Genomic DNA, 20,215 nt, shown 5'->3' on the forward strand with positions numbered 1-20,215 from the left:
ACAGAAAAAGATAGTAACTGAATTGAGAGGTTCAGTTACTATCTTTTTCATTAATCAATTTCAATTAATTGTTTATAGATATCAGTTAATTTAACTGGAACATAGTGACACTCAACCTCGACATCCCCACTTGGTAGTTTTAAAGATTTATTCTCTTCTTCCGAAAATAAATCTAAGTCTAATTGTTCCGCATACCGTTGTTGAACTGTTCCGGTTGGCCCATTGCCTTCAATGATTGCATCAAAAGTATATTCTGTCCGTTGGATCTTTCTAATTCCACGTTTGATTGGTAATAATTCCCATTCAGTAATAATAATTGGATCACCATTTCTTCTCTGCCGTTTTAAGGCATCACCTTGAACCATATTGGCTCGAATTATTATCTTAGCACTATCCAAAACATGTTCATCTGCTTTTTCGTTATACTTGCGATTGATTGTTTCTATATAAACGTTGTTGAACTCAGAAACCATATTCATAACTAACATTACAATATTATCTTCCAACAATTCGATCCCATATAAGCTAGTCAATGCAATTAAACATTTCTCACCAAATTCCTTAGCATCAGTGCTTTCTTGATCCGCAACATACAATTTTCTTTTTAAAATTTCAACTAAAAATGCACCTTCTCCAGCCGCAGATTCTAAAAAGGTTGCCGTTAAAGATTCGGTCTTGGCCTTAATTTCAGGCTGTTCAAGCATTTTTTTAACCATCCAGTCAGGTGTAAAAACCTCACCGAAGTTTTCAACTCGTGATTTTGATTTAATATTTCGACTAATTGATTTTTCCATTGATGAATTCTTGTTCACTTTCATCTAAATTATATTTCACAAACAACTGTTGATCCAAATCTCTGGTCCAATCAAGATCTGACTTATCAGTAAAATTCTGATTAGGAACAAATTGATAAGTTTGACGAGTCCCATTCTGATTGGCTTTGGCTAAACTAATTAAAAATCTAACAAATTTAGTCTTCATATAGTTAGCAATATTCTGCGCTTGAACAAAAGTTAAGTCTAAGTCAGCACCGACCACCAAGTACGTCTCAGTCGCTACCGAATTAGGTTCCGCAATAATCGTTTTCAAATTATTATCCTTCAAATCAGTCCCAATATTATTAGCAAAAGGAGTTAATACTTTGATTTTTTCAAGCCATTGCTCATTTTTAGTAATCATTTTTCTTTCGGTAAAGCCAATTACATCACCACTTGCATAAACTTTTACCGGATTAATTAACCCCTTTGAATCGGTATAAAAATCTGCACTCTTTTTGAATGTCGTAGCTATAGCAAAAGGATTACGAACAGACACAATAGATTCAAACATTCTTTTATCTTGATCATCTAAAATAATTGCATCATTTTTTAATAATTTTTCTAGAATATGATATGCATGATTACTACTGATAAAAATAGGAATTTCTGCTAATTTGACAGGCCTAGTACCACTCTCAACTAAACTTTTTTTATGTATAGTATCGACTTTAATACCATCATTATTATCAAACTCGCGGTTCCACAAAAAATAATTGACTCCACCTCGCAAATTAGCAGTTGGAAAAACATCTTTAGGAGTATCAAAATTATAAATCGATTCTAGGTGCGGATCGTTCAACATTTCTCGCCGATAATCACTTAATCCTTTACCACCCGTAAACCAAACACTAGGAGTTATCAAAGATATTAAATCTGGTTTCAGTTCTTTAGACAATTGCACAAAATGTTGATAAATTGGCTTGGCACTACCCTTACCAGAATCATTATCGCTTTCTTGATATGGTGGGTTTCCGATGATAACATCAAATTTCATATTTTTGATTGCTCCTTAGTATTGTTTCTAACTTCAAGCATATCGGTATAGTTGATTTTTTGCAAAAAATATTTCTAACAAAAAATCTAGACCTCTACTACTGGTCTAGATTTTTTTAACGTAGAAATTTACTTACTATATTCCAGATAAGCAATTCCATTGATTTTTTTAGCTGCCTCTAAATTTAGTTCCTTAAATTTGGTCTTATCTGAGAATAACGGAATCCCTGATCCCAAAACGATCGGTACAATCCCAATTTGATATATATCAATTAAATCGCTATTAACTAATGGTGCAATAATACTGCTACCACCAACGATCCAAATATCTTTTTTAGAAGATTCCTTTTTCAATCCCTTAACCAAGTCAATAATATCACCGTCAACAAAGTGAATATTGCCAACATCATCATTAGGTTTTCGAGTCATAATATAATTTTCAAAATCATCATACGGATAACTATCTGGTGATAATTTATTAGCCACTTGATTATAAGTTTTACGTCCCATAACTACTGTATCAACATGTTTAACTAGCTTTTCATATTCACGATCATTTGTCTCACCAGATGTAAAATCATTATCAATTAAATAATCAATGTTACCGTTTTCTTCAGCAATATATCCATCTAAAGTTTCCGCAATGAATAGAATCACTTTACGTGTCATCTGCCTATCCTCCAGTCACTTTTACTTGAAACAATTATATATCCTTACTGTTGGGTATACTAGCAGAAGACTCTTTATTTGTTAGTGAGATTTACGGTTTGTCTATGTAATTAATTTTTCAAAATCGAAATAAAAAGGTATTTGATTTTCTCTAATAATTGGAGAAAATTCAAATACCTATTATATTGATGATTTATTAAAGTAATTAGCTTAACTTTGTACCACACTTTGTACAAAATTGAACCTCGGCTTTTAACTTTGTACCACAATGAGGACAAAATACTACATCTTGGGTTGATTCATTCCTAGATAGTGCACTCTCATCAATTGTTTCTTTTTTTACACTTGTACTGTTATTTTGAATAGCATTAACTACGTTTGCAGTGTTATTAACTGATTGAACTCTTGTCATTTCAGATTGTTTTCTGAAATTACGATCATCTTGATATTGTGCTAATTTCTTTGTTAGTTGATCCTCCAATTGATCTACTCGCTGCGCTTCAAAAAATGGAAACTCAATAATCTTAGTTATTCCTGAGCGTTCATATGTAAACGATGTTTTTATTCCACCACCAAGAACAGCAGCTCCAATTAAAATAGCGAGCAAGGCTCCAAAAAATGATGTAGACATCAAACTAAAGCCCAATAACATGATTATAGCCCCTAAAATAATTGATCCTAATTTGTATGACTTTGATGTGTAGACGTTAGTAATACCCGAGAGTGGTGATGTATCTTTATTTTTACCGGCTGGTAAGAGTCCAAATAAAATAGTATTTGGCATATTTACGTGTAAAAATGAATCATCTAAAGTTATACTTCCCTTTACCCAAAAAGCGATTAAACTAACTGAAAATAAATCATTATCATTTTCAGTTTTGACAGATTGTACCATAATTACTCCCCCTATAATTTTATCATATACTAGTATATTGTTATAAAAGACTAATTACAATATAAAGGAATATTTTTTAGAATAAATATTCATTTCGTATTAAATTATAATTTTCTATTTAACTAAATTCATAAAGTCACAAGATCTTAAGTAATTTTAAAATACTACCAATACACAATAAAACCCCTTTGAATACACGGAGTAAATAAAAGTCCGTATATTCAAAGGGGTTACTATTATCAATTATTGTTTTTCAGCAATGACTTTATAAATATATTCTGTCAATCCACCTACTGTATCAATTCCTTGATCGGTATCTGTATCAATTTCAATATCATATTTGTCTTCTACGACGTCTATAAGTTCAAATACATCTAAACTATCAAGGTCTAAATCCTTTTTCAAATTAGTATTTTCTTTTATCTTACTTTCATCAATGTTTTGACGATCAATTAAAATGTTTTTCAAGTCTGTAAAAATTTCTTCTTTTGTTTTCATAGTTAATCTCCATTTATTGAATTCGATCAACATTACACATTTAATATTTTGCAGCTTCGTTTACAAAATTTTGTAAGTTAATCATAGCTTTTTTTATAAGGTGCACTTCATCTTCATCAAATCCTGACAAAAAGCTCTCAACTAATTTCTTATGAAAAGCATCATGAGCTCTATAAAGTAGCTTACCTTTTCTTGTTAATTTTAAATTAGTAATTCGCCGATCTTGTTTGTTCTGTATTCTATTGAGATATCCCTTTCTTTCTAGGATATTAAGATTAATTGTAAGGGTTCCCTTGCTTAAATTTAAAAGTCTTGCGACTTCAGATATTGATTTATTTGAGCCTAATCCGATTGCATGTATTAGATGCAATTCCTTTACAGTAATATCGTTAAATTGACTTTTTCTTATTGATTTCTCTTCTATACGCATTATGTTGTCATATACATCAACTAACGCATTATTAATAAACCGTTGATCTTCTATATTCATGCTCAATAATAAAATATCTCCCTAAAAAATTTAAAGTAAATCACTTAATAACAATTTTACTTGAGAAAAGGTTTTAGTCAATTAATGTTAGCCAATAACGTATCAAGAAATCAATTAGATTAATCTCAATTAAATAAGGTGAACTCCCTTATCGACATAAATAATATCTCCGGTAATACCCGCTGATAAATCACTCATAAGAAATGCGGCCGTATCACCAATCTCTTTGATTGTTACACTCTTTTTATCAACTGTTCTCGCTTCTGATTCTCTTAACAGAGACCCATGGTCCTTAATGCCTGTAACGGCTAAGGTTTTAACAGCACCCGCTGATATTGCATTAACTCTAACACCATCCATCCCTAGTTCTTCGGCTAAATATCTTACATTTGCTTCCAATGAAGCTTTAGCAACTCCCATAACATTATAGTTAGGTATTGCTCTGCTTGATCCGAAATAAGTAAGAGTCATTATACTTGAAGAACTGCTAAGAATTGGCTTTGCATACCTGGCAATTGGTATTAAAGAATAAGAACTAATACTTTGGGCTAGTTCATATCCTTCTCTTGTAGTATTGATCAATCCTGCCTTTAAAGATTTCCTGTCAGCATAAGCAATGGCATGTATAATTCCATCTATCTTTCCATACTTATCACCAATATCCTTAAATAAATCACTAATATTCTCATCTTCAGAAACATCGCATTCAAACATGTCTACGTCTTTTGGCATAAACCGTTCGATGCTTTTCATGATCCTATCATTTTGATAAGTAGCGATCACTTTACCGCCTTGAGCAAGGATTTCTTGAGCACATCCCCAAGCTATACTTCGCTCATTAGTTATACCCATTATTACTATCAGCTTGCCCTTTAAAAAACCATCCATTCCTTTACCTCTTTATTATTAATCAAAATTTTCTAAACCTGTTTCTTCGATTCTCCATAAGTTTGTCAACTGGCATTTCTTTTAAATCCGAAAACTCTTTTATCAAAAAATCTTTCAGTTCTTTTAAATCATCAGAATTTTTATAATTTGAAAGTACCTTATCAATTATTCCATCTTTTAAAAGTTTTCCCGGCGTCAAATTAAGTTCTTCAGCAGCCTGAGACACTTTAGAAGAGTCTTTCCAAATAATACTTGCGTATCCTTCGGGAGAAACAACTGAATAAAAACTATTTTTAAACATGAATACTCTGTCTCCACAGGCCAAAGCCAGAGCTCCACCACTACCGCCTTCTCCAACGATAATGCTTATATAGGGAACATGAACTCCTAATCCTTGAACTATACATTCGGCAATTGCAGATCCTTGACCATGATATTCTGACTCAACATCTGGCCAAGCCCCGGGGGTATTTATCAAGGTAAGTATCGGACGATTAAACTTTTCGGCCTGTTCCATTAACCTTAATGCCTTGCGGTACCCTTGAGGACGTGCGCTTCCAAAATTGTATTCAATATTTTGTTCCAGATCATTTCCCTTTTGGATAGCAATAATCGTAATTGGCAGATCACCAATTTTCCCTATACCACCAATTAAGGTCTTATCATCTGCTTCAATTTTGTCTCCGTGTAATTCAAAGAAATTAGGCGATATTCCTTGAATAATTTCTTTAATTGAAATCTTTTCTTTACTACGTGCATTTTTTACTTCTTGATAGGCAGATTCTTTTTTCATAAATTCATCCTCCTTCATGCAAGAAAAGGATTTGTTTTAGTGTTGATTTTAAATCCGGCCTAGTAACAATCCGATCAATAAAACCATGCTCCATAATTGTTTCTGCATCTTGAAAATGTTTCGGGGTTTTTTCTCTGATTGTTTGCTCAATCACACGTTTACCAGCAAATCCAACCAACGAGTGTGGCTCAGCGAGAGTTATATCTCCCTGCATTCCAAAACTTGCTGTCACTCCGCCCATAGTCGGATTACATAGAACTACTACATACAATAATCCAGCTTTACTATGATCACTGACGGCCCCAGAAACTTTGGCCATTTGCATCAAGGCATTCATCCCTTCCTGCATTCGTGCTCCCCCAGAGGCAGTGAACATAACAACAGGCATTTTATTTTTAGTAGCGTATTCAAACATCCTGGTTATTTTTTCACCAGTTGCTTGTCCCAAACTACCCATGATCCAAAATGGATCCATTATGCCGCTCATAACTTGATAGTCTCCCAACGTAGCTATTCCTGTTAGAACACTTTCATTCATATTTGTTATTTTCTTAGATTTTTTTATTTTCCTTACATATTCAGCTTTATTAAAAAATCGCTCCGGAACAGTAATTTCACTGTCTATTTCAGAAAAACTATCAAAAACTAAGCTTGCCCTTTCTTTAGCAGTTACTCGGAATCCATAACCACAATTTGGACATACTTTATATTTACCAATACTTGAAGATAAAAATACATTTTCACAAAATGGACATTTCTTTATTAAGCCATCTGGTATTAATGACATTCTCTCAGAAAGTCTTTGTTTCCTGATTTGTTTATCATTAGGATTTATCGTTCTGATCACCTCTCCAGCTATCCATATTTTCCTCAACAAAGTTAGTATTAAAACTACCATCTTTAAACTCATTAGTATTTATTAGAAATTTTAAAAATTCAAGATTCGTTTTAATTCCATCAATTGATGCTTCAGACAAAACTCTAGTCATTTTATCTATTGCATCATTTCTACTGTCTAAACTAACAATGATCTTAGCTAGCATTGAATCATAATAAGGTGGTACAGTGCTTCCCTCCAAAATACCTGAATCAATTCTGACACCCAGAGTCCCTATTGGGAAAAAGAGATTCGTTATTTTACCTGGTTGAGGACTGAAATTTCTTTCCACATCTTCTGCATTCAATCGACATTCCAAAGCATGCCCTCTGATTAATACGTCTTTTTGTTCGATCGGCAACTTTTCACCACTGGCAATCATTATCTGAATCTTTATTAGCTCAAAACCCGTAATAGCTTCAGTTACTGTATATTCAACTTGGATTCTAGTATTCATCTCTACAAAGTAAAAATTATGACTTTCATCCATTAAAAACTCATAAGTACCTGTATTAACGTACCCAATCTCTTTAGTAGCTTGACTAACAATACTTCCTAAATAAGTTCTTTCTTTAGATGAAATCGCCGTACAAGGACTCTCTTCAATTACTTTTTGATGGTTACGTTGAACCGAACAATCCCGTTCTGGAAGATATACTACATTTCCATAGTTATCAGAAAGTACTTGCATTTCAACATGCTTAGCATTACAGATAAGTTTTTCTATATAAATTTCATCGCTATTATAAGAAATCCTAGATTCTTGTTGTGCTTCATAAAAAGCACTTTTTAAATCTTCTAGATGATCCACTCTACGAATTCCTTTTCCGCCACCACCCATGGCAGATTTCAATAGAACTGGAAAACCAATCTTCTTTGCTGTTTTTTCGGCTTCTAATACAGAACTAACCGCACCGTTACTACCTGGAATGACTGGTACGCCTATGTCATTCATTTTTTCTCTAGCTTTTGACTTATCTCCCATTAAAGAAATTGTTTCATAATTTGGACCAATAAATTTCAAAGAACACTTTTCGCATAGCTCCGCAAATTGTGCATTCTCTGATAGAAACCCATATCCTGGATGAATTGCATCACACCCAGTCAAATTAGCAGCATTGATGATTCTCAGCATATTTAAGTAAGAGTCATCAGAAGGCCCCTTTCCTATACATACTGTTTCATCAGCTAATTTAACGAATAAACTATCTTTATCTGCTTCAGAATAAACGGCAACCGCTGTAATTCCCATGTCATGGATAGCTCTAATGATTTGTACTGCAATTTCTCCACGATTAGCAACCAATATTTTTTTTAACATTACTTTCAATTATCCTTCAATAATAAAAATTAAATCCGCTTTACAGATCACAACCTCATTTCTTAATACAATTCCGCTGCCTAGTCCCACCTTGCCCTTTATTTTCTTCATTTTGACAGTTATATTCAAAACATCTCCTGGAACAATATCTTTGAAAAACATTGCATTTCTAATTCCACCAAAAAATACATTCAAATTTTCACCTTCATGAAGAGATAGGATAGCTCCAACCCCTGTTTGGGCCATCATTTCAATAACAAAAGGACGTGGCACAATTAAATTATTTGGATTATCTTGACTAAAAAACCATTCATTTATAGAAATCAATTTAATAGCTGATGCTTCGACTCCCGCTTCAACGCGAACGAATTTGTCAATAAATTCAAACGGATAACGTTGTGGTATGAGGTTTTCTGGCTTAGTTGTCATTAGAATCTCCTTTGGAAATCTTGAAAATTGGTTGATCAAATTCCACCATCGTACAATCATCAACTAATACATCTTCAATAACTCCAGAGGTATCACTTTTTACTTCATTAAACATTTTCATGGCCTCAACTACACAGACCACCTCACCTTTTTTTACGTGATCGCCAATTTTTTTAAACGGCTTTTCATCCGGACTTGGTGAAAGATAAAGTACCCCCACTAAAGGCGACTTTATTACATCAGAATTACTATCGACATTAATTTCCTTTTTGGTTTCTACACTTGCTGCAACAGTGGTTTCAATGTCCTTTGATTCGTTTTTAGTTTTAGCTTTATTAAATTCCAAACTAAAATCGTCTTGAGAAATTTTTAAAGTCTCTACTGATAAAGAATCAAATTTGGTTAATAATTTCTCAATATCTTGTTCATCCATATTAACTACACACCTCTAAACACGATCACGGCGTTGTGACCCCCAAATCCAAATGAATTACTCATGACATAATTAACTTCTGCATTCTTATTATCTTCGTTAACTAATTCAATATCACAGTCCTCATCTTGATTCATCAGACCTACATTCACCGGCATTTGATTATTCTCAATTGACAATACAGATGCGACAGCTTCAATAGCTCCCGCTGCTCCCAAGGCGTGACCTGTCATACCCTTTATACTGCTTACTTTCAAATGATCATTATTGGGAAAGACCTTATTGATTGCCTTAGATTCAGCCGAATCATTGGCTGCTGTACTTGTTCCATGAGCATTTATATAATCAATTTTCTTTTCATCAATATCAGCCTCTGCAATAGCTTGACTCATTGCTCGGGCGGCACCGTCTCCTTTGGGGTCTGGGGATGTCATATGATAAGCATCACTAGTAGTCCCATATCCAACGATTTCAGCCAAAATTTTAGCTCCACGCTCTTTGGCATGTTCATACTCTTCCAAAACAATCGTTGCAGCTCCTTCACCAAGTACAAAACCATTTCTGTCTTTATCAAAAGGTATTGAAGCTTTATTTGGATCAGTTTCTCTTGATAATGCTGTCAACGATGCAAATCCGGAAATTCCCATCTCATTGACAGATGCCTCAGTTCCCCCAGTAATCAACGCTTTAGCCTTGCCTTGTTTAATATATTCGTATGCATTTCCAATTGCATTTGTGGCTGAAGAACATGCAGTAACTATTCCTTGGCTGGTATTCTTGGCATTAAAAGCAATAGATATATTACCAGCAGCCATATTAATAATGGAATTAGGTACAAATAAGGGCGATACCCTTTTCACACCTTTATCATGCATTTTGATAACTTGATTCTGAATGGTAGTTAACCCACCAATACCAGATCCATAAATAACGCCTAGTTCTTCAGGTTGAATATTTTTTTCATTTAATCCTGATATTTCCATAGCTTCTTTGGCACTATATAAAGCATAGGTACAAAATAAATCGTTTCTTTTAGCAAATTTCTTATCTAATCTAACTAAAGGATCAAAATCTTTAACTTCGCCAGCTACAGTTACGCCAGTTTCTGACGCGTCAAATTTGGTTATCTTACTAATACCATTTTTAGACGCGAAAAGATTTTTCGTAAAATCATCAAGATCATTTCCAATCGGCGAAACAATTCCCATGCCTGTAACGACAACTCTATTCATAATAAGTTCTCCTTGAATATTAAATATATAGCCTCTTTATATTGTTAAACCACCATCTACAGTGATCACTTGACCAGTAATATAATTATTTTTAATTAAAAAAGATATCGTATCAGCAATCTCTTCTGGTCTCCCAAATCTTCCTAACGGAATTTGAGCGATAAATTCATTTTGTCGTTGTGCATTCATTTTGTGCACCATATCTGTGTTTATCATGCCCGGAGCAACAGCATTACATCTTATACCTCTAATTGCTCCCTCTTTAGCTGTGGTTTTAGTCAATCCAACTATTCCTGCTTTGCTAGCTGAATAATTTCCTTGACCAATATTGCCATGCAATCCTGATATGCTTGAAATATTGATGATATTACCTGATTTTTGTTTTTGCATAAATTTCATTACTAATTTGGTCATGTTAAATGTACCAACCAAATTAACTTTTAAAACAGTTTCAAAATCATCCAAACCCATTCTAAACAGCAATTTGTCTTTGATAATTCCAGCATTATTAACTAAAACATCGATCCGACCATATTCATCAATGACAGTTTTTATAATTCTTTGAGCATCATCCTCATTAGAAACATCACCTTCAAAGCCCTTGAAGACAATTCCTTGTTCTTCTAATTTTTCTGATTCTTTTTCCTCTAGCGGTGTATGAGTATTAATGACTACTGTCATTTCTTCCGATGAAAGACGATTGGCAGTTGCCAAACCAATACCCTTTGCACCACCAGTTATGAGTACAATTTTTTTTGACATTATTTATTTAGATTCCTTTCAAGATCAGCCAATGTTTCTACACTATCGACATGAAATACTCTTTTCTGACCAGATTTTTGAGCTAGTTTCATCAAAGTATTACCTGGACCAATTTCAACAAAAGTGTCACAACCAAAATTAGCAAGATAATCCAAATCATCTGAAAAATGTGTTGGTTTTACTAATTGTTCGACCAAGATGTTTTTAATCCCAGAAATCTCAAATGGCTTAACTGTAGTATTACTAATAACTGGAAAATCAAATGTATTAAATTCAACACTTTCAATTCGTTTTTTCAAAGAAGCTGCAGCATCCTGCATAAAAGGAGTGTGCGAAACGGCATTAACTTTTAAAGGAAAAATTCTTTTAATCCCATGATTCTTGAGGAACTCCACCGCACTATCTATTCCTTCTATAGAACCACCGATTACAATCTGAGTTACTAAATTGTAATTAGCAATATAGACGGCTCCCTTTTCTGACCCATAACTTATAGCTTCTTTGATAATATCGATACTACCGTTAATAATTGCAACCATTTTTCCTGGATGATCTATCTCGCTTTGTCCCATATATTTGCTTCGATCTCTAACAAGTCTTAGGCCATCGTCAAAATCTAAACAATGAGCTGAAACAAGAGCACTATATTCGCCTAAGCTAAGTCCTGTCGCAATAGAGGGTGTCAATTCAAGCTTAGTTTTGAGAACCTGGAATATACCAAAACTCATGGTTAAAATAGAAGTTTGGACATTATTTGGATCATCAAACACCAAAGGCTGACTCATATCAAGATTCAAAGCCTCAGATGCCCTATCCACAACTTCTCGATAAGCTACTTCATTTTTATAAAGGTCTTGTCCCATATTTTTAAATTGACTACCTTGACCACTGAACAGAAAACCTATCATCTTATTAAAATCCTCTATTGTTTATTTATTTTTACATATACAAAATCTATTAATATTTAATAATTATTGTTCCCACGGACAATCCTCCACCAAATCCAGAAAAGACTATTTTATTACCCCGTTTGATCGTCTTATCTTTAACAAACTGATCAAAGAGAATAGCTTCACTAGCAGCGGCAGTATTTCCATACTCACCGATATTGACTAAAAATTTATCCGCAGATATTTTTATTTTTTCAGAAATTCTTTTAATGATTCTTTCATTGGCCTGATGTAATAAAAAGAAATCAATATCATCAGTACATAAATTTGCTTGTGCTAAAGCATTATTAATAGACTTGGGTACTTCCTCAATTGCAAAATTATAAACTTTGCGTCCATTCATTTTAAAAAAAGGAGATCCCACTTCTTGACTAGAAAAAGGCGAAGGTCGACCAGTATAACCAGCCACTATATAATCTCCATAACTACCTAGAGTCTTCAAATCCTCTGCAATGAATGTACCTTCGTCTACAGTACTTCTAATCAAAACTCCGCCAGCTCCATCTCCGAAAAGAACGGCCGTGGATCTATCATTCCAATCCACTAATTTACTTAAATTTTCACCGCCGATAAGAATGGCATTTTTTTGATGATTATCTATTAATAATTGCCTAACCAAATGGAGTCCATAAGTAAAACCTGAACATGCTGTATTGATATCAATCGCAATAGCGTTTTTTGCTTTTATATTTCCTTGAACTATTGAACTAACGGACGGAGCCAAATAATCAGGTGACATGGTCGCAACAACTATTAAATCAATCTCATCTGCCATTAAATTGCTTTTCAACAAAAGTTGATTGGCAACTTGAGTACAAAGTGAACTTGTCGTTTCGTTAGTAACAACATGTCGTCTATGTATACCTGTTCGTTTAACTATCCATTCATCGGTTGTATCAAACAGTTTTGTTAGCTCCTCATTAGTTACAGTTTTTTCAGGAACATAACTAGCCGTTGATACTATTTCAAAATCTTCAAATTTCATCAAATTACCCCAACAAATTTAATTTCCATTTTTTACATCAGATACAATAAACGATAAATTAGCAGAACATACAGTTTGATCCTCAACAATTGCTTGGCACTCAACTTTTCCCATATTCATTCTTTGTTTCTCCATCGTTACTTGAAGTTTCAAGACATCTCCTGGACGTACCATTTTTCTAAATTTAGCATTATCAATAGAGCCAAGATAAGCCGTTTTTCCACGATACTTTTCTGTTTTTAAGATCAGAATTGAAGCAGCCTGAGCTAATGATTCTATTATCAAAACTCCAGGCATTACAGGATTCCCTGGAAAATGTCCTCTAAAAAATTCTTCGTTGATTGTTACATTCTTTGTGCAAGTTATAGATTGCCCATCTTCCAGACTATCGACTTTATCTATGAATAATATTGGATACCTATTTGGGATTAGCTCCATAATTTCAGATACATTTAATAAACTCATTAAGTCATTCCTTTCAATTACAAACAGCTATTTATATCAATAAATAGTTTGGACATCAAACCATTTAAAATATGAAATACCCTATCAATAAAATAAAAACATTGATAAATAACTTGAAGATGAAATATCTCAACTTCATAAAATGCATAATATATCATTTTAGTTTGATAATCAAACCATTTTTATATATTGAATTTATATGAAATTGAAAATAAACAATATTACCTTCAAAATCAATGATCTCTGTTTTATGAAAAATATAATATAACATTTTAGTTTGAATATCAAACTATTATCTGTTTTAATATACCTGTTTTATTATAAATTACCAAAAAATGAGGTATATACGTTGGCTAATCTAAAAACTAAAGGTTTCATAATGGCCGCAGTTATGACTGCAATTCTAATTGTTTTAGGTTTATTTCCTCCAATTCCATTAGGCTTGATTCCCGTTCCAATCGTCTTACAAAATATTGGAGTAATGATTTCTGGTGAACTACTAGGTCCAAAATATGGAACCATTTCGATAATTATATTTTACCTATTAATCATCTTAGGAATGCCTGTTCTTTCTGGATCTCGTGGTGGAATTATTGTTTTTTTAGGTCCTACTTGTGGATATTTAATATCTTGGCTTTTAACACCTATTTTCATTGGTTATTTTGTAAAATATCTTAACAAAAAAAATAAAAACTCTTGGTGGAAAGAATTTTTAATCGTCTGTTTATTCGGAATTTTAAGTACATATTTTATCGGCTCATTGGTGTTGGCTTATCAGTCCCATACATCATTTATTACTATTTTTATTTCAAACTTATTCTTTGTCCCCACTGATCTAATCAAGGCCGCACTATCTACCTTCATTGCTCGGCGTTTAAGACAACACACGCATATGTTTATTATTTAAGAAGGAAAATATATATGAATTCCACAAAGCAATTAATTATAAAATACTTACTTAGTCATTGCGATGAATGGGTATCTGAAAAAGACTTGTTTTTCGAAACACATCTGGACTACGAAGAAATATTTCAGATTATCAATAATCTAAAAGAAAATGAGGGTTACAAAATAATTGTTCGTAAAGATAGATACTATAAATTTTTAAACAATTATTCTCTAAAAACTGACATAATTAACTTTTACAGTCAGTATAAATTTTCCAATAATCTTCTAGTCTTCAAAAAAGTCGACTCTACTCAAAAATTAGCAAAAAGAATTTCCCAAAAAAATACCTTGAAAGAGCCTTCAATCATAGTTACTGATGAACAAACTAAAGGCTATGGACGCCATGGACGTCATTTTTATTCCCCTTCCGTTACTGGTCTTTACTTTAGTATTATTTTTCCAAACTGGAGCAATAATCTCTCTAAAAATGAATTATTAACCATCGACATAGCAGTAATAGTGATTAAAGTTTTAGAAAGATTTTTCCCTGATGAAGATTTTAAATTGAAATGGGTCAACGATATATATTTAAAAAATTTTAAAGTAGCTGGAATTATTACTGATATATTTTCTAAAACCGATGGTTCAAATAATCTTATTGTCGGTATTGGAATAAATCTAACCACAAAAAAATTCCCTAAGTATTTAGTACATAAAGCAACGGGAATCAATGGACAAATCAATATAAATCGAAATAAGTTATTAGCTCAAATACTTCAAGAAATTATTGATCATCATCGATCCCCAAAACATTTTTTAAATGATTATAGAAAACGATCAATGATCTTGGGAAAAAAGATTACTATCCAACTAGGAAATAGTGTAATGAAATGTACCGCTCAAAGGATCGAAGAAAATGGCTACCTTACCGTTAAAGATCGTTTCGGCAATTTGAAAACATACTCTGCAGGTGAAATAGTGCGGATAAAATGGTGAAGATTTAAGCTATCTATTGTTACGATTAGCATCGTGATACACTGGGATAGTAACAATTATATCGAAGTGTTAAATTATATATATTCTTATTCTCCCAATAAAAAATTTAGATTTAGGTGGTCTAAAATGTCACAACGAAATACTCACAGTCGTATTCATTTAAAAAAAGCCTTTGCAGAATTACTATCACAAAAGCCAATTGAACAAATTACTGTTAGGGATATTGTCAAACAATCTGGAATAGCAAGATCGACTTTCTATCGTAATTTTGAAAACAAAGATGATTTTTTAACCTGGCTAAGAAATGATCTAATCTCCGAAACTGCCTCAAAGTTTGCAGGATCTGGAAAGCAAATTCCTGATTTTGAAAAATTTTATCAATATGCTAGTCATAATCGTAGAATGTTAACATCATTTTTAACCGACTACCATTGGCCCGAGTTCGTTCAGGGGTTACAATCAAGCGCCAAAAAACACTACACTAGTCTATTAAAAGGCAGACAAAATATAATCCCGGTCAATGTCTTAGTTGCCTTTTTGGTTGGAGCGCATGTAAATTTATTTTTATATTGGCTACAAAGCGAAAATCCTGAATCTCCCCAAAATATGGCAAAATACCATAAAATATTAGCGCAAAATGGGATTCTACAAGGTATTGATGTAAAAATTCCATGAGAATTAACTAAATCTAACTTACCTGATTAAACTGTAATTTATACAAAATGGGACATTTTTTCATGGTTCTGTGCTGGTAGCTATATGGCCTGCATGCTAGGATATGCCTTGTTGAAAAACTAATATATGAATGAAACGGAGTGTTAAATATGTCATTTGTTGAAGTACAAGGTGCAAAATTACACGTTGAAAAAGTTGGTTCAGGTCCTGTATTAATTGTCGTTCCAGGAGCAAATGGTACTGGGGATATCTTCTTAAATATTGCTAAATACTTGCAGGATAGGTACACCGTAATAATGTTTGATCGTCGTGGATATGGCGATACAGTCATGGACTCATCTTTACCAGATGGTGCTGCCGACTATATGAATAATTACAGATTAATGACTGATGCAAAAGACGTCATTAGTCTAGCTAATAAATTTAGTCCCAAAGAACCAGTATTCTTAATGGGAAGTAGTTCAGGATCAATTGTTGCAGCAGAGGCATTTGTTCAGGCTCCGGATAAATTTAAAAAAGTCGCCCTCCACGAATGTCCAACTAGCACTGTGATTGATCAAGAAACAGCACGAAATAAAAATATAGAAATTGTTGAAGCTGCATTAAAGGGCGATGTCTTAAGCGCTCGTCAAGAATTTGCTGAAGCCATGCATATCCAACCATTAGATGCAAAAATGATGGGAATGACAAATGATCCTGATGCACCGCGTCCTGATAAAAAAAGAGTTGCAGGAATGATGTACTGGTTTAAATATGAAATTTTGCAATACACTGGACAACCTATTGACTGGGATATTTTTAAACAAAATAGAGATAAAGTCATTTTATTAAATGGTACTGATTCTGTTGGCTCTACCCCTCAATTGGTCAACCAGGCTATTAGTGAAAAGTTAAACGTACCTATAACAATTATACCTGGTGGTCATTTAGGTTATGCCCAAAAACCAGAAGGATTTGCTGAAACACTGGCTGCTGTGTTGGATCAACGTTAGTATTTTTAGTTCTATACTTTTTAAATTTGTAAATAAAACGCCCCATAATTATTAGATAAAACATCTAATGATTATGAGGCGTGTTTTTTATTTTTATAATAAATTAAATTATACCAGCTGCCATTTGCTTGTTCATCTCGTTTTCATTCAATGTTTTCTTAGTGAATCCTAAAATTAAAGCAGTTAGAGAGCGTTTTTCAAAGTATTCGGATTAAATTTGCAATCTGCATTATATAATAATAATCATTTTAAAAAAGTTATTATTTAATTAATATCATAAATATAATAAACAAGGTTGTACTATTAAAAGATTTAAAATAAAAAAGCATCTCTGAATTTAATCAGAGATGCTCTCATATTTTCTACAATACTTTATTCCCTTAGAATAAGGTACGTTTCTTTTATATCAATGTTTAAGCAGGCTTTTTCTTGTTTTGGCATACTTTTGGCATACCTGAAATTATATTTCCAGAAATGTTCTGATTGCCATTAAATTCAAAATGCGACTTTTCAGCAGGCTTAATATTCATACTGTTCTCCATCTTTGAAGCAATGACAATATCATTATCAGGAAACATGTGAGCATAGTATTTAAGAGTTGTCATTGGGTTCTTATGTCCCAATCTATGACTAACAGTTAATACATCTGCACCTAGTTCAGCAATCAAATAAGAAGCGTTTGAATGTCTTAACCCTCTGCCATTTACGTTAGGTACTCCAGCAAGTTCAGCATACTTTTTAAGCCATCTACTCAAGGTTGATTTGTTTAACGGTGTATCATCGTAGCTAAGCACAAATTCTTTAACATTATACTTCTCTTGTAATTTCTTCCACTCTTTTAAAACTTCAAGAAGCTCATTATCAAGAGTTAAAGTTCTACGACTGGCATCATTTTTAAGATACGGCTTAATCTCATAGTCCAACTTATTTCTATAATGAATAGTTTGAATAAATGAAACTTTACCGTTCACTAAATCAACATTACGCCAGGTTAAGGCTGAACCTTCAGCAACACGACAGCCTATCCGATAAAAGAATAGGAATGTAATATAAATCAAATGTTCATAAAAACTATCAGTTGAAATACAGGATAAAACATTTTCAAATTCTGATTTAGTCCAATATTTAGCTACTGATCTTCCTTTAGGTATTGCTTTAGTCTTCATTGATGGATTTTTAGCAATCAAATCAATCTCAACTGCATAATCCAAAGATTGCCGAAAAGCCGTATAAATCAAGCTGGCATAATTTTGCGAGTAACCAGACTCAGTTAATAGCCAAGTTCGATATTTTTCACATTCACCAACTGTGATTTTTTTAAGCATAGTTTCTTTAAAAAAATCAACAGCTTTCAAAAATATCTTACTATGTGTTTCATATGTTGTACTCTCAACGTCACCTCGATACTTTGGAAGAAACTTATTTTTCATAAAGTATGAGTAAGAGATATTATCAAGATCAACATTAAGATATTCTCTCTTTATCCGTTGTGCTTCTTGATATGCTTCACGTGCGCTCTTAAAAGGCTTGTTCAATTGATTGCGTCTACCTTTTTTGAACTTGGATTTGCCTAAAGCATCCCTACCAAGAAAAACTTGATAAAGAAACCTTCCGGTCTTAGAATCCTTATACACGTTAGCATATCTTGTTTTAGATAATGTCATTTATTATCACCCTCTGATTTTTCAGAGGATGATAAACCAATAATTTGAGTAACTGCATAAGCTGGAACAGATCCAACTCTTTTTCCATTATAGAAGGGATAACCCTTTTTAGCCATTAAAATCTTAGCGTTTCTTATAATGGTTCTAGCCTGATTAGGTTTGAAACCTAATTCTACTAGGTCCTTGTAATTTATTAACATCTTTTTCATATGTTTACCTTTCATTCTCAATAAAGATTGAGATAATAAAAGGTGAACGTCCCTCACGTAGGTATGTTCACCATAGGAGTTAATCATTGTCTTGGCGGGCTTGATTAGCTTCTTTTTCTTTTTCAATCTCTTTAACGGCAAGATCCAAATAATAATCTATTGTTTTGGGATTAGGATGTTGCTTTCTTATTAATTCCAAATCTTTATCCATATTGCTTGGAACAGAGAAATGTCCTTTCTGATCTGGAGATTTTACATATTCGAATAAATATAAGAAAAAATTAACTTTCCCAACTTTACCAAATAATTGAGCTACTCGATAGAATACTCCTGCCGCACCACCAGTTAAGAACCATTTGAGCTCCTGAATTAAACGATCAGTTAATTGAGGATCAAGCGGAGGAATCGTACCTTCCCCATTAGCTAATTCTGTAAGTTTATTCCAAAGTGGAATTAATTTTCCTTTTGCATCAGCTAATATCCATCTTTTAACCACATACCCTATTAATTTATGATTAAGATCATCTTTTTTCTTATCTTTCAAATCATTTAACACAGCATGCGCTGCATCGTGCTTAAACTCTCCTTCTATGCGTATCCAACTTTTACAACTTTTTGCTAGATCAGAATAGGGAGCATTAGATCTATTTTGTTCTACCTTTTTATCATAGATTCTCAAAAAATTATCACTTGATCGGGCTCCGCATGTAATTCCTGTGATTCTTTTATTAACGCCGAAAAATTTTTGATGTCCTTTAGATAACTTTCTCCCTATAGAATCAAGAAATTGAACTTGGTGAGATTGGATCTGATTATGTAATGACGTGATTGATAATGATCCATCAATCACATCAATTGCAACATCAATGCGGGTGAATTTTGCATTGTACTTAGTCAGGTACTTAATCAATGTCAAGAAATCAACACCTTTGACCCCTTGTAATTCTCCGAGATTTTGCCAGGCACGAAAGCCTGTTGCACTGAAATAAAGTAAAACCCCCTGTTTCTTTCTTTTCTCGTTCCACATTAACTTTATTTGGTTTTTATAATACCCAAAAGCTTCCGAATAAAAATTTAAAGCCTTACTCTTTTTGGATTCGCCAAAAATCTTAGATAAGTGTAAATCTTCTGCGACTTGTAGAGCGGTATTAAAGCCACCTTTATCGTTGATTGGAAAGTTAATGCTAACTTGATCAACTGTCACATAATACTTTGTCACATTTTTCCACCTTTCTAATTGATAGATATACCCGCCTAATAGTTATGACGAGTTAATGCTGAACGCTACCGCTC

Annotated in this window: 24 protein-coding genes; 4 read left to right on the forward strand and 20 right to left on the reverse strand. The window is 33.1% G+C overall.

What is annotated here, in order from left to right; genetic code table 11:
- Positions 1 to 50: 50 nt before the first annotated feature.
- The 17 genes from CBP76_RS02500 to fabZ form a co-directional block, all read right to left on the reverse strand.
- Positions 51 to 794, reverse strand: a complete 744-nt coding sequence (locus tag CBP76_RS02500; RefSeq protein ID WP_102195356.1) for a DNA methyltransferase family protein — start codon at positions 792 to 794, stop codon at positions 51 to 53.
- On the reverse strand, positions 778 to 1,812 hold the full coding sequence (locus tag CBP76_RS02505) for an Eco57I restriction-modification methylase domain-containing protein (protein ID WP_102195357.1): 1,035 nt from the start codon (positions 1,810 to 1,812) through the stop codon (positions 778 to 780). Before CBP76_RS02505 ends, CBP76_RS02500 begins: the two co-directional genes overlap by 17 nt.
- Before the next feature lie 128 nt (positions 1,813 to 1,940).
- A complete protein-coding gene (locus CBP76_RS02510; RefSeq protein WP_102195358.1) occupies positions 1,941 to 2,480 on the reverse strand; it encodes a dihydrofolate reductase family protein in 540 nt (179 codons plus the stop codon).
- 205 nt (positions 2,481 to 2,685) lie between these two features.
- Positions 2,686 to 3,375 carry a zinc ribbon domain-containing protein gene (locus CBP76_RS02515; RefSeq protein ID WP_102195359.1) on the reverse strand — a complete coding sequence of 230 codons (690 nt, stop codon included), beginning with the start codon at positions 3,373 to 3,375 and terminating at the stop codon, positions 2,686 to 2,688.
- Between the two features lie 243 nt (positions 3,376 to 3,618).
- On the reverse strand, positions 3,619 to 3,873 hold the full coding sequence (locus CBP76_RS02520; protein WP_102195360.1) for an acyl carrier protein: 255 nt from the start codon (positions 3,871 to 3,873) through the stop codon (positions 3,619 to 3,621).
- A 40-nt stretch (positions 3,874 to 3,913) separates the two neighbouring features.
- Complete coding sequence (locus CBP76_RS02525) at positions 3,914 to 4,363, reverse strand: MarR family winged helix-turn-helix transcriptional regulator (protein ID WP_102195505.1); 450 nt, start codon at positions 4,361 to 4,363, stop codon at positions 3,914 to 3,916.
- Between the two features lie 129 nt (positions 4,364 to 4,492).
- Entirely contained in the window at positions 4,493 to 5,251 is a 759-nt protein-coding gene (gene fabI, locus CBP76_RS02530) for an enoyl-ACP reductase FabI (RefSeq protein WP_102195361.1), read from the reverse strand.
- 22 nt (positions 5,252 to 5,273) lie between these two features.
- The gene (gene accA, locus CBP76_RS02535) at positions 5,274 to 6,044 is read right to left on the reverse strand and encodes a carboxyltransferase subunit alpha (RefSeq protein WP_102195362.1); all 771 of its coding nucleotides are present in this window, start codon (positions 6,042 to 6,044) and stop codon (positions 5,274 to 5,276) included.
- Between the two features lie 4 nt (positions 6,045 to 6,048).
- Entirely contained in the window at positions 6,049 to 6,831 is a 783-nt protein-coding gene (locus CBP76_RS02540) for an acetyl-CoA carboxylase carboxyltransferase subunit beta (RefSeq protein ID WP_245865562.1), read from the reverse strand.
- Positions 6,832 to 6,868: 37 nt separating this feature from the next.
- Positions 6,869 to 8,242 (reverse strand): acetyl-CoA carboxylase biotin carboxylase subunit, encoded by a 1,374-nt coding sequence (accC, locus tag CBP76_RS02545; RefSeq protein WP_102195506.1) that lies wholly within the window; start codon positions 8,240 to 8,242, stop codon positions 6,869 to 6,871.
- Positions 8,243 to 8,251: 9 nt separating this feature from the next.
- Positions 8,252 to 8,671 carry a 3-hydroxyacyl-ACP dehydratase FabZ family protein gene (locus tag CBP76_RS02550; protein WP_102195364.1) on the reverse strand — a complete coding sequence of 140 codons (420 nt, stop codon included), beginning with the start codon at positions 8,669 to 8,671 and terminating at the stop codon, positions 8,252 to 8,254.
- Positions 8,661 to 9,104: an acetyl-CoA carboxylase biotin carboxyl carrier protein gene (locus tag CBP76_RS02555; protein WP_102195365.1), complete on the reverse strand. Its 444-nt coding sequence runs from the start codon at positions 9,102 to 9,104 to the stop codon at positions 8,661 to 8,663. The genes CBP76_RS02550 and CBP76_RS02555 overlap by 11 nt, the downstream gene beginning before the upstream one ends.
- Before the next feature lie 5 nt (positions 9,105 to 9,109).
- The gene (gene fabF / locus CBP76_RS02560) at positions 9,110 to 10,336 is read right to left on the reverse strand and encodes a beta-ketoacyl-ACP synthase II (protein WP_102195366.1); all 1,227 of its coding nucleotides are present in this window, start codon (positions 10,334 to 10,336) and stop codon (positions 9,110 to 9,112) included.
- Positions 10,337 to 10,372: 36 nt separating this feature from the next.
- On the reverse strand, positions 10,373 to 11,098 hold the full coding sequence (locus tag CBP76_RS02565) for a 3-oxoacyl-ACP reductase family protein (protein WP_102195367.1): 726 nt from the start codon (positions 11,096 to 11,098) through the stop codon (positions 10,373 to 10,375).
- On the reverse strand, positions 11,098 to 12,006 hold the full coding sequence (locus CBP76_RS02570) for an ACP S-malonyltransferase (protein WP_102195368.1): 909 nt from the start codon (positions 12,004 to 12,006) through the stop codon (positions 11,098 to 11,100). The genes CBP76_RS02565 and CBP76_RS02570 overlap by 1 nt, the downstream gene beginning before the upstream one ends.
- A gap of 49 nt (positions 12,007 to 12,055) precedes the next feature.
- Entirely contained in the window at positions 12,056 to 13,033 is a 978-nt protein-coding gene (locus CBP76_RS02575) for a beta-ketoacyl-ACP synthase III (protein WP_102195369.1), read from the reverse strand.
- Positions 13,034 to 13,051: 18 nt separating this feature from the next.
- Complete coding sequence (gene fabZ / locus CBP76_RS02580) at positions 13,052 to 13,498, reverse strand: 3-hydroxyacyl-ACP dehydratase FabZ (RefSeq protein ID WP_102195370.1); 447 nt, start codon at positions 13,496 to 13,498, stop codon at positions 13,052 to 13,054.
- A 379-nt stretch (positions 13,499 to 13,877) separates the two neighbouring features.
- On the opposite strand from fabZ, the gene CBP76_RS02585 reads away from it, so the two are divergent.
- The 4 genes from CBP76_RS02585 to CBP76_RS02600 all read left to right on the forward strand — a co-directional run bounded on the left by CBP76_RS02585 (position 13,878) and on the right by CBP76_RS02600 (position 17,049).
- Positions 13,878 to 14,405 carry a biotin transporter BioY gene (locus tag CBP76_RS02585; protein ID WP_102195507.1) on the forward strand — a complete coding sequence of 176 codons (528 nt, stop codon included), beginning with the start codon at positions 13,878 to 13,880 and terminating at the stop codon, positions 14,403 to 14,405.
- Between the two features lie 14 nt (positions 14,406 to 14,419).
- The gene (locus CBP76_RS02590; protein WP_102195371.1) at positions 14,420 to 15,382 is read left to right on the forward strand and encodes a biotin--[acetyl-CoA-carboxylase] ligase; all 963 of its coding nucleotides are present in this window, start codon (positions 14,420 to 14,422) and stop codon (positions 15,380 to 15,382) included.
- Positions 15,383 to 15,508: 126 nt separating this feature from the next.
- Positions 15,509 to 16,057: a TetR/AcrR family transcriptional regulator gene (locus tag CBP76_RS02595; protein ID WP_102195372.1), complete on the forward strand. Its 549-nt coding sequence runs from the start codon at positions 15,509 to 15,511 to the stop codon at positions 16,055 to 16,057.
- Between the two features lie 149 nt (positions 16,058 to 16,206).
- Positions 16,207 to 17,049 carry an alpha/beta fold hydrolase gene (locus tag CBP76_RS02600; RefSeq protein WP_102195373.1) on the forward strand — a complete coding sequence of 281 codons (843 nt, stop codon included), beginning with the start codon at positions 16,207 to 16,209 and terminating at the stop codon, positions 17,047 to 17,049.
- A 413-nt stretch (positions 17,050 to 17,462) separates the two neighbouring features.
- Here the strand turns inward: CBP76_RS02600 and CBP76_RS02605 are convergent, their stop codons facing one another.
- The 3 genes from CBP76_RS02605 to CBP76_RS02615 all read right to left on the reverse strand — a co-directional run bounded on the left by CBP76_RS02605 (position 17,463) and on the right by CBP76_RS02615 (position 20,141).
- Positions 17,463 to 18,713 carry a tyrosine-type recombinase/integrase gene (locus tag CBP76_RS02605; protein ID WP_102195374.1) on the reverse strand — a complete coding sequence of 417 codons (1,251 nt, stop codon included), beginning with the start codon at positions 18,711 to 18,713 and terminating at the stop codon, positions 17,463 to 17,465.
- Positions 18,710 to 18,922 carry a DUF3173 domain-containing protein gene (locus CBP76_RS02610; protein WP_102195375.1) on the reverse strand — a complete coding sequence of 71 codons (213 nt, stop codon included), beginning with the start codon at positions 18,920 to 18,922 and terminating at the stop codon, positions 18,710 to 18,712. The genes CBP76_RS02605 and CBP76_RS02610 overlap by 4 nt, the downstream gene beginning before the upstream one ends.
- Before the next feature lie 79 nt (positions 18,923 to 19,001).
- Positions 19,002 to 20,141 carry a replication initiation factor domain-containing protein gene (locus CBP76_RS02615; protein WP_102195376.1) on the reverse strand — a complete coding sequence of 380 codons (1,140 nt, stop codon included), beginning with the start codon at positions 20,139 to 20,141 and terminating at the stop codon, positions 19,002 to 19,004.
- Positions 20,142 to 20,215 lie beyond the last annotated feature (74 nt).

This window comes from Companilactobacillus nuruki, assembly GCF_002872255.1.
Taxonomy (GTDB): Bacteria; Bacillota; Bacilli; order Lactobacillales; family Lactobacillaceae; genus Companilactobacillus; species Companilactobacillus nuruki.

Excerpts from the sequence above, each read along its gene's own strand:
- CBP76_RS02500 (WP_102195356.1), bottom strand. The coding sequence starts at position 794 with ATGGAAAAATCAATTAGTCGAAATATTAAATCAAAATCACGAGTTGAA.
- CBP76_RS02575 (WP_102195369.1), bottom strand. The coding sequence starts at position 13,033 with ATGAAATTTGAAGATTTTGAAATAGTATCAACGGCTAGTTATGTTCCT.
- fabF (WP_102195366.1), bottom strand. The coding sequence starts at position 10,336 with ATGAATAGAGTTGTCGTTACAGGCATGGGAATTGTTTCGCCGATTGGA.
- fabZ (WP_102195370.1), bottom strand. The coding sequence starts at position 13,498 with ATGAGTTTATTAAATGTATCTGAAATTATGGAGCTAATCCCAAATAGG.
- CBP76_RS02565 (WP_102195367.1), bottom strand. The coding sequence starts at position 11,098 with ATGTCAAAAAAAATTGTACTCATAACTGGTGGTGCAAAGGGTATTGGT.
- CBP76_RS02510 (WP_102195358.1), bottom strand. The coding sequence starts at position 2,480 with ATGACACGTAAAGTGATTCTATTCATTGCGGAAACTTTAGATGGATAT.
- CBP76_RS02515 (WP_102195359.1), bottom strand. The coding sequence starts at position 3,375 with ATGGTACAATCTGTCAAAACTGAAAATGATAATGATTTATTTTCAGTT.
- CBP76_RS02525 (WP_102195505.1), bottom strand. The coding sequence starts at position 4,363 with ATGAATATAGAAGATCAACGGTTTATTAATAATGCGTTAGTTGATGTA.
- CBP76_RS02595 (WP_102195372.1), top strand. The coding sequence starts at position 15,509 with ATGTCACAACGAAATACTCACAGTCGTATTCATTTAAAAAAAGCCTTT.
- CBP76_RS02605 (WP_102195374.1), bottom strand. The coding sequence starts at position 18,713 with ATGACATTATCTAAAACAAGATATGCTAACGTGTATAAGGATTCTAAG.
- fabI (WP_102195361.1), bottom strand. The coding sequence starts at position 5,251 with ATGGATGGTTTTTTAAAGGGCAAGCTGATAGTAATAATGGGTATAACT.
- CBP76_RS02550 (WP_102195364.1), bottom strand. The coding sequence starts at position 8,671 with ATGACAACTAAGCCAGAAAACCTCATACCACAACGTTATCCGTTTGAA.
- CBP76_RS02570 (WP_102195368.1), bottom strand. The coding sequence starts at position 12,006 with ATGATAGGTTTTCTGTTCAGTGGTCAAGGTAGTCAATTTAAAAATATG.
- CBP76_RS02540 (WP_245865562.1), bottom strand. The coding sequence starts at position 6,831 with ATGTCATTAATACCAGATGGCTTAATAAAGAAATGTCCATTTTGTGAA.
- CBP76_RS02520 (WP_102195360.1), bottom strand. The coding sequence starts at position 3,873 with ATGAAAACAAAAGAAGAAATTTTTACAGACTTGAAAAACATTTTAATT.
- CBP76_RS02600 (WP_102195373.1), top strand. The coding sequence starts at position 16,207 with ATGTCATTTGTTGAAGTACAAGGTGCAAAATTACACGTTGAAAAAGTT.
- CBP76_RS02585 (WP_102195507.1), top strand. The coding sequence starts at position 13,878 with ATGGCCGCAGTTATGACTGCAATTCTAATTGTTTTAGGTTTATTTCCT.
- CBP76_RS02610 (WP_102195375.1), bottom strand. The coding sequence starts at position 18,922 with ATGAAAAAGATGTTAATAAATTACAAGGACCTAGTAGAATTAGGTTTC.
- CBP76_RS02590 (WP_102195371.1), top strand. The coding sequence starts at position 14,420 with ATGAATTCCACAAAGCAATTAATTATAAAATACTTACTTAGTCATTGC.
- CBP76_RS02555 (WP_102195365.1), bottom strand. The coding sequence starts at position 9,104 with ATGGATGAACAAGATATTGAGAAATTATTAACCAAATTTGATTCTTTA.
- CBP76_RS02505 (WP_102195357.1), bottom strand. The coding sequence starts at position 1,812 with ATGAAATTTGATGTTATCATCGGAAACCCACCATATCAAGAAAGCGAT.
- accA (WP_102195362.1), bottom strand. The coding sequence starts at position 6,044 with ATGAAAAAAGAATCTGCCTATCAAGAAGTAAAAAATGCACGTAGTAAA.
- accC (WP_102195506.1), bottom strand. The coding sequence starts at position 8,242 with ATGTTAAAAAAAATATTGGTTGCTAATCGTGGAGAAATTGCAGTACAA.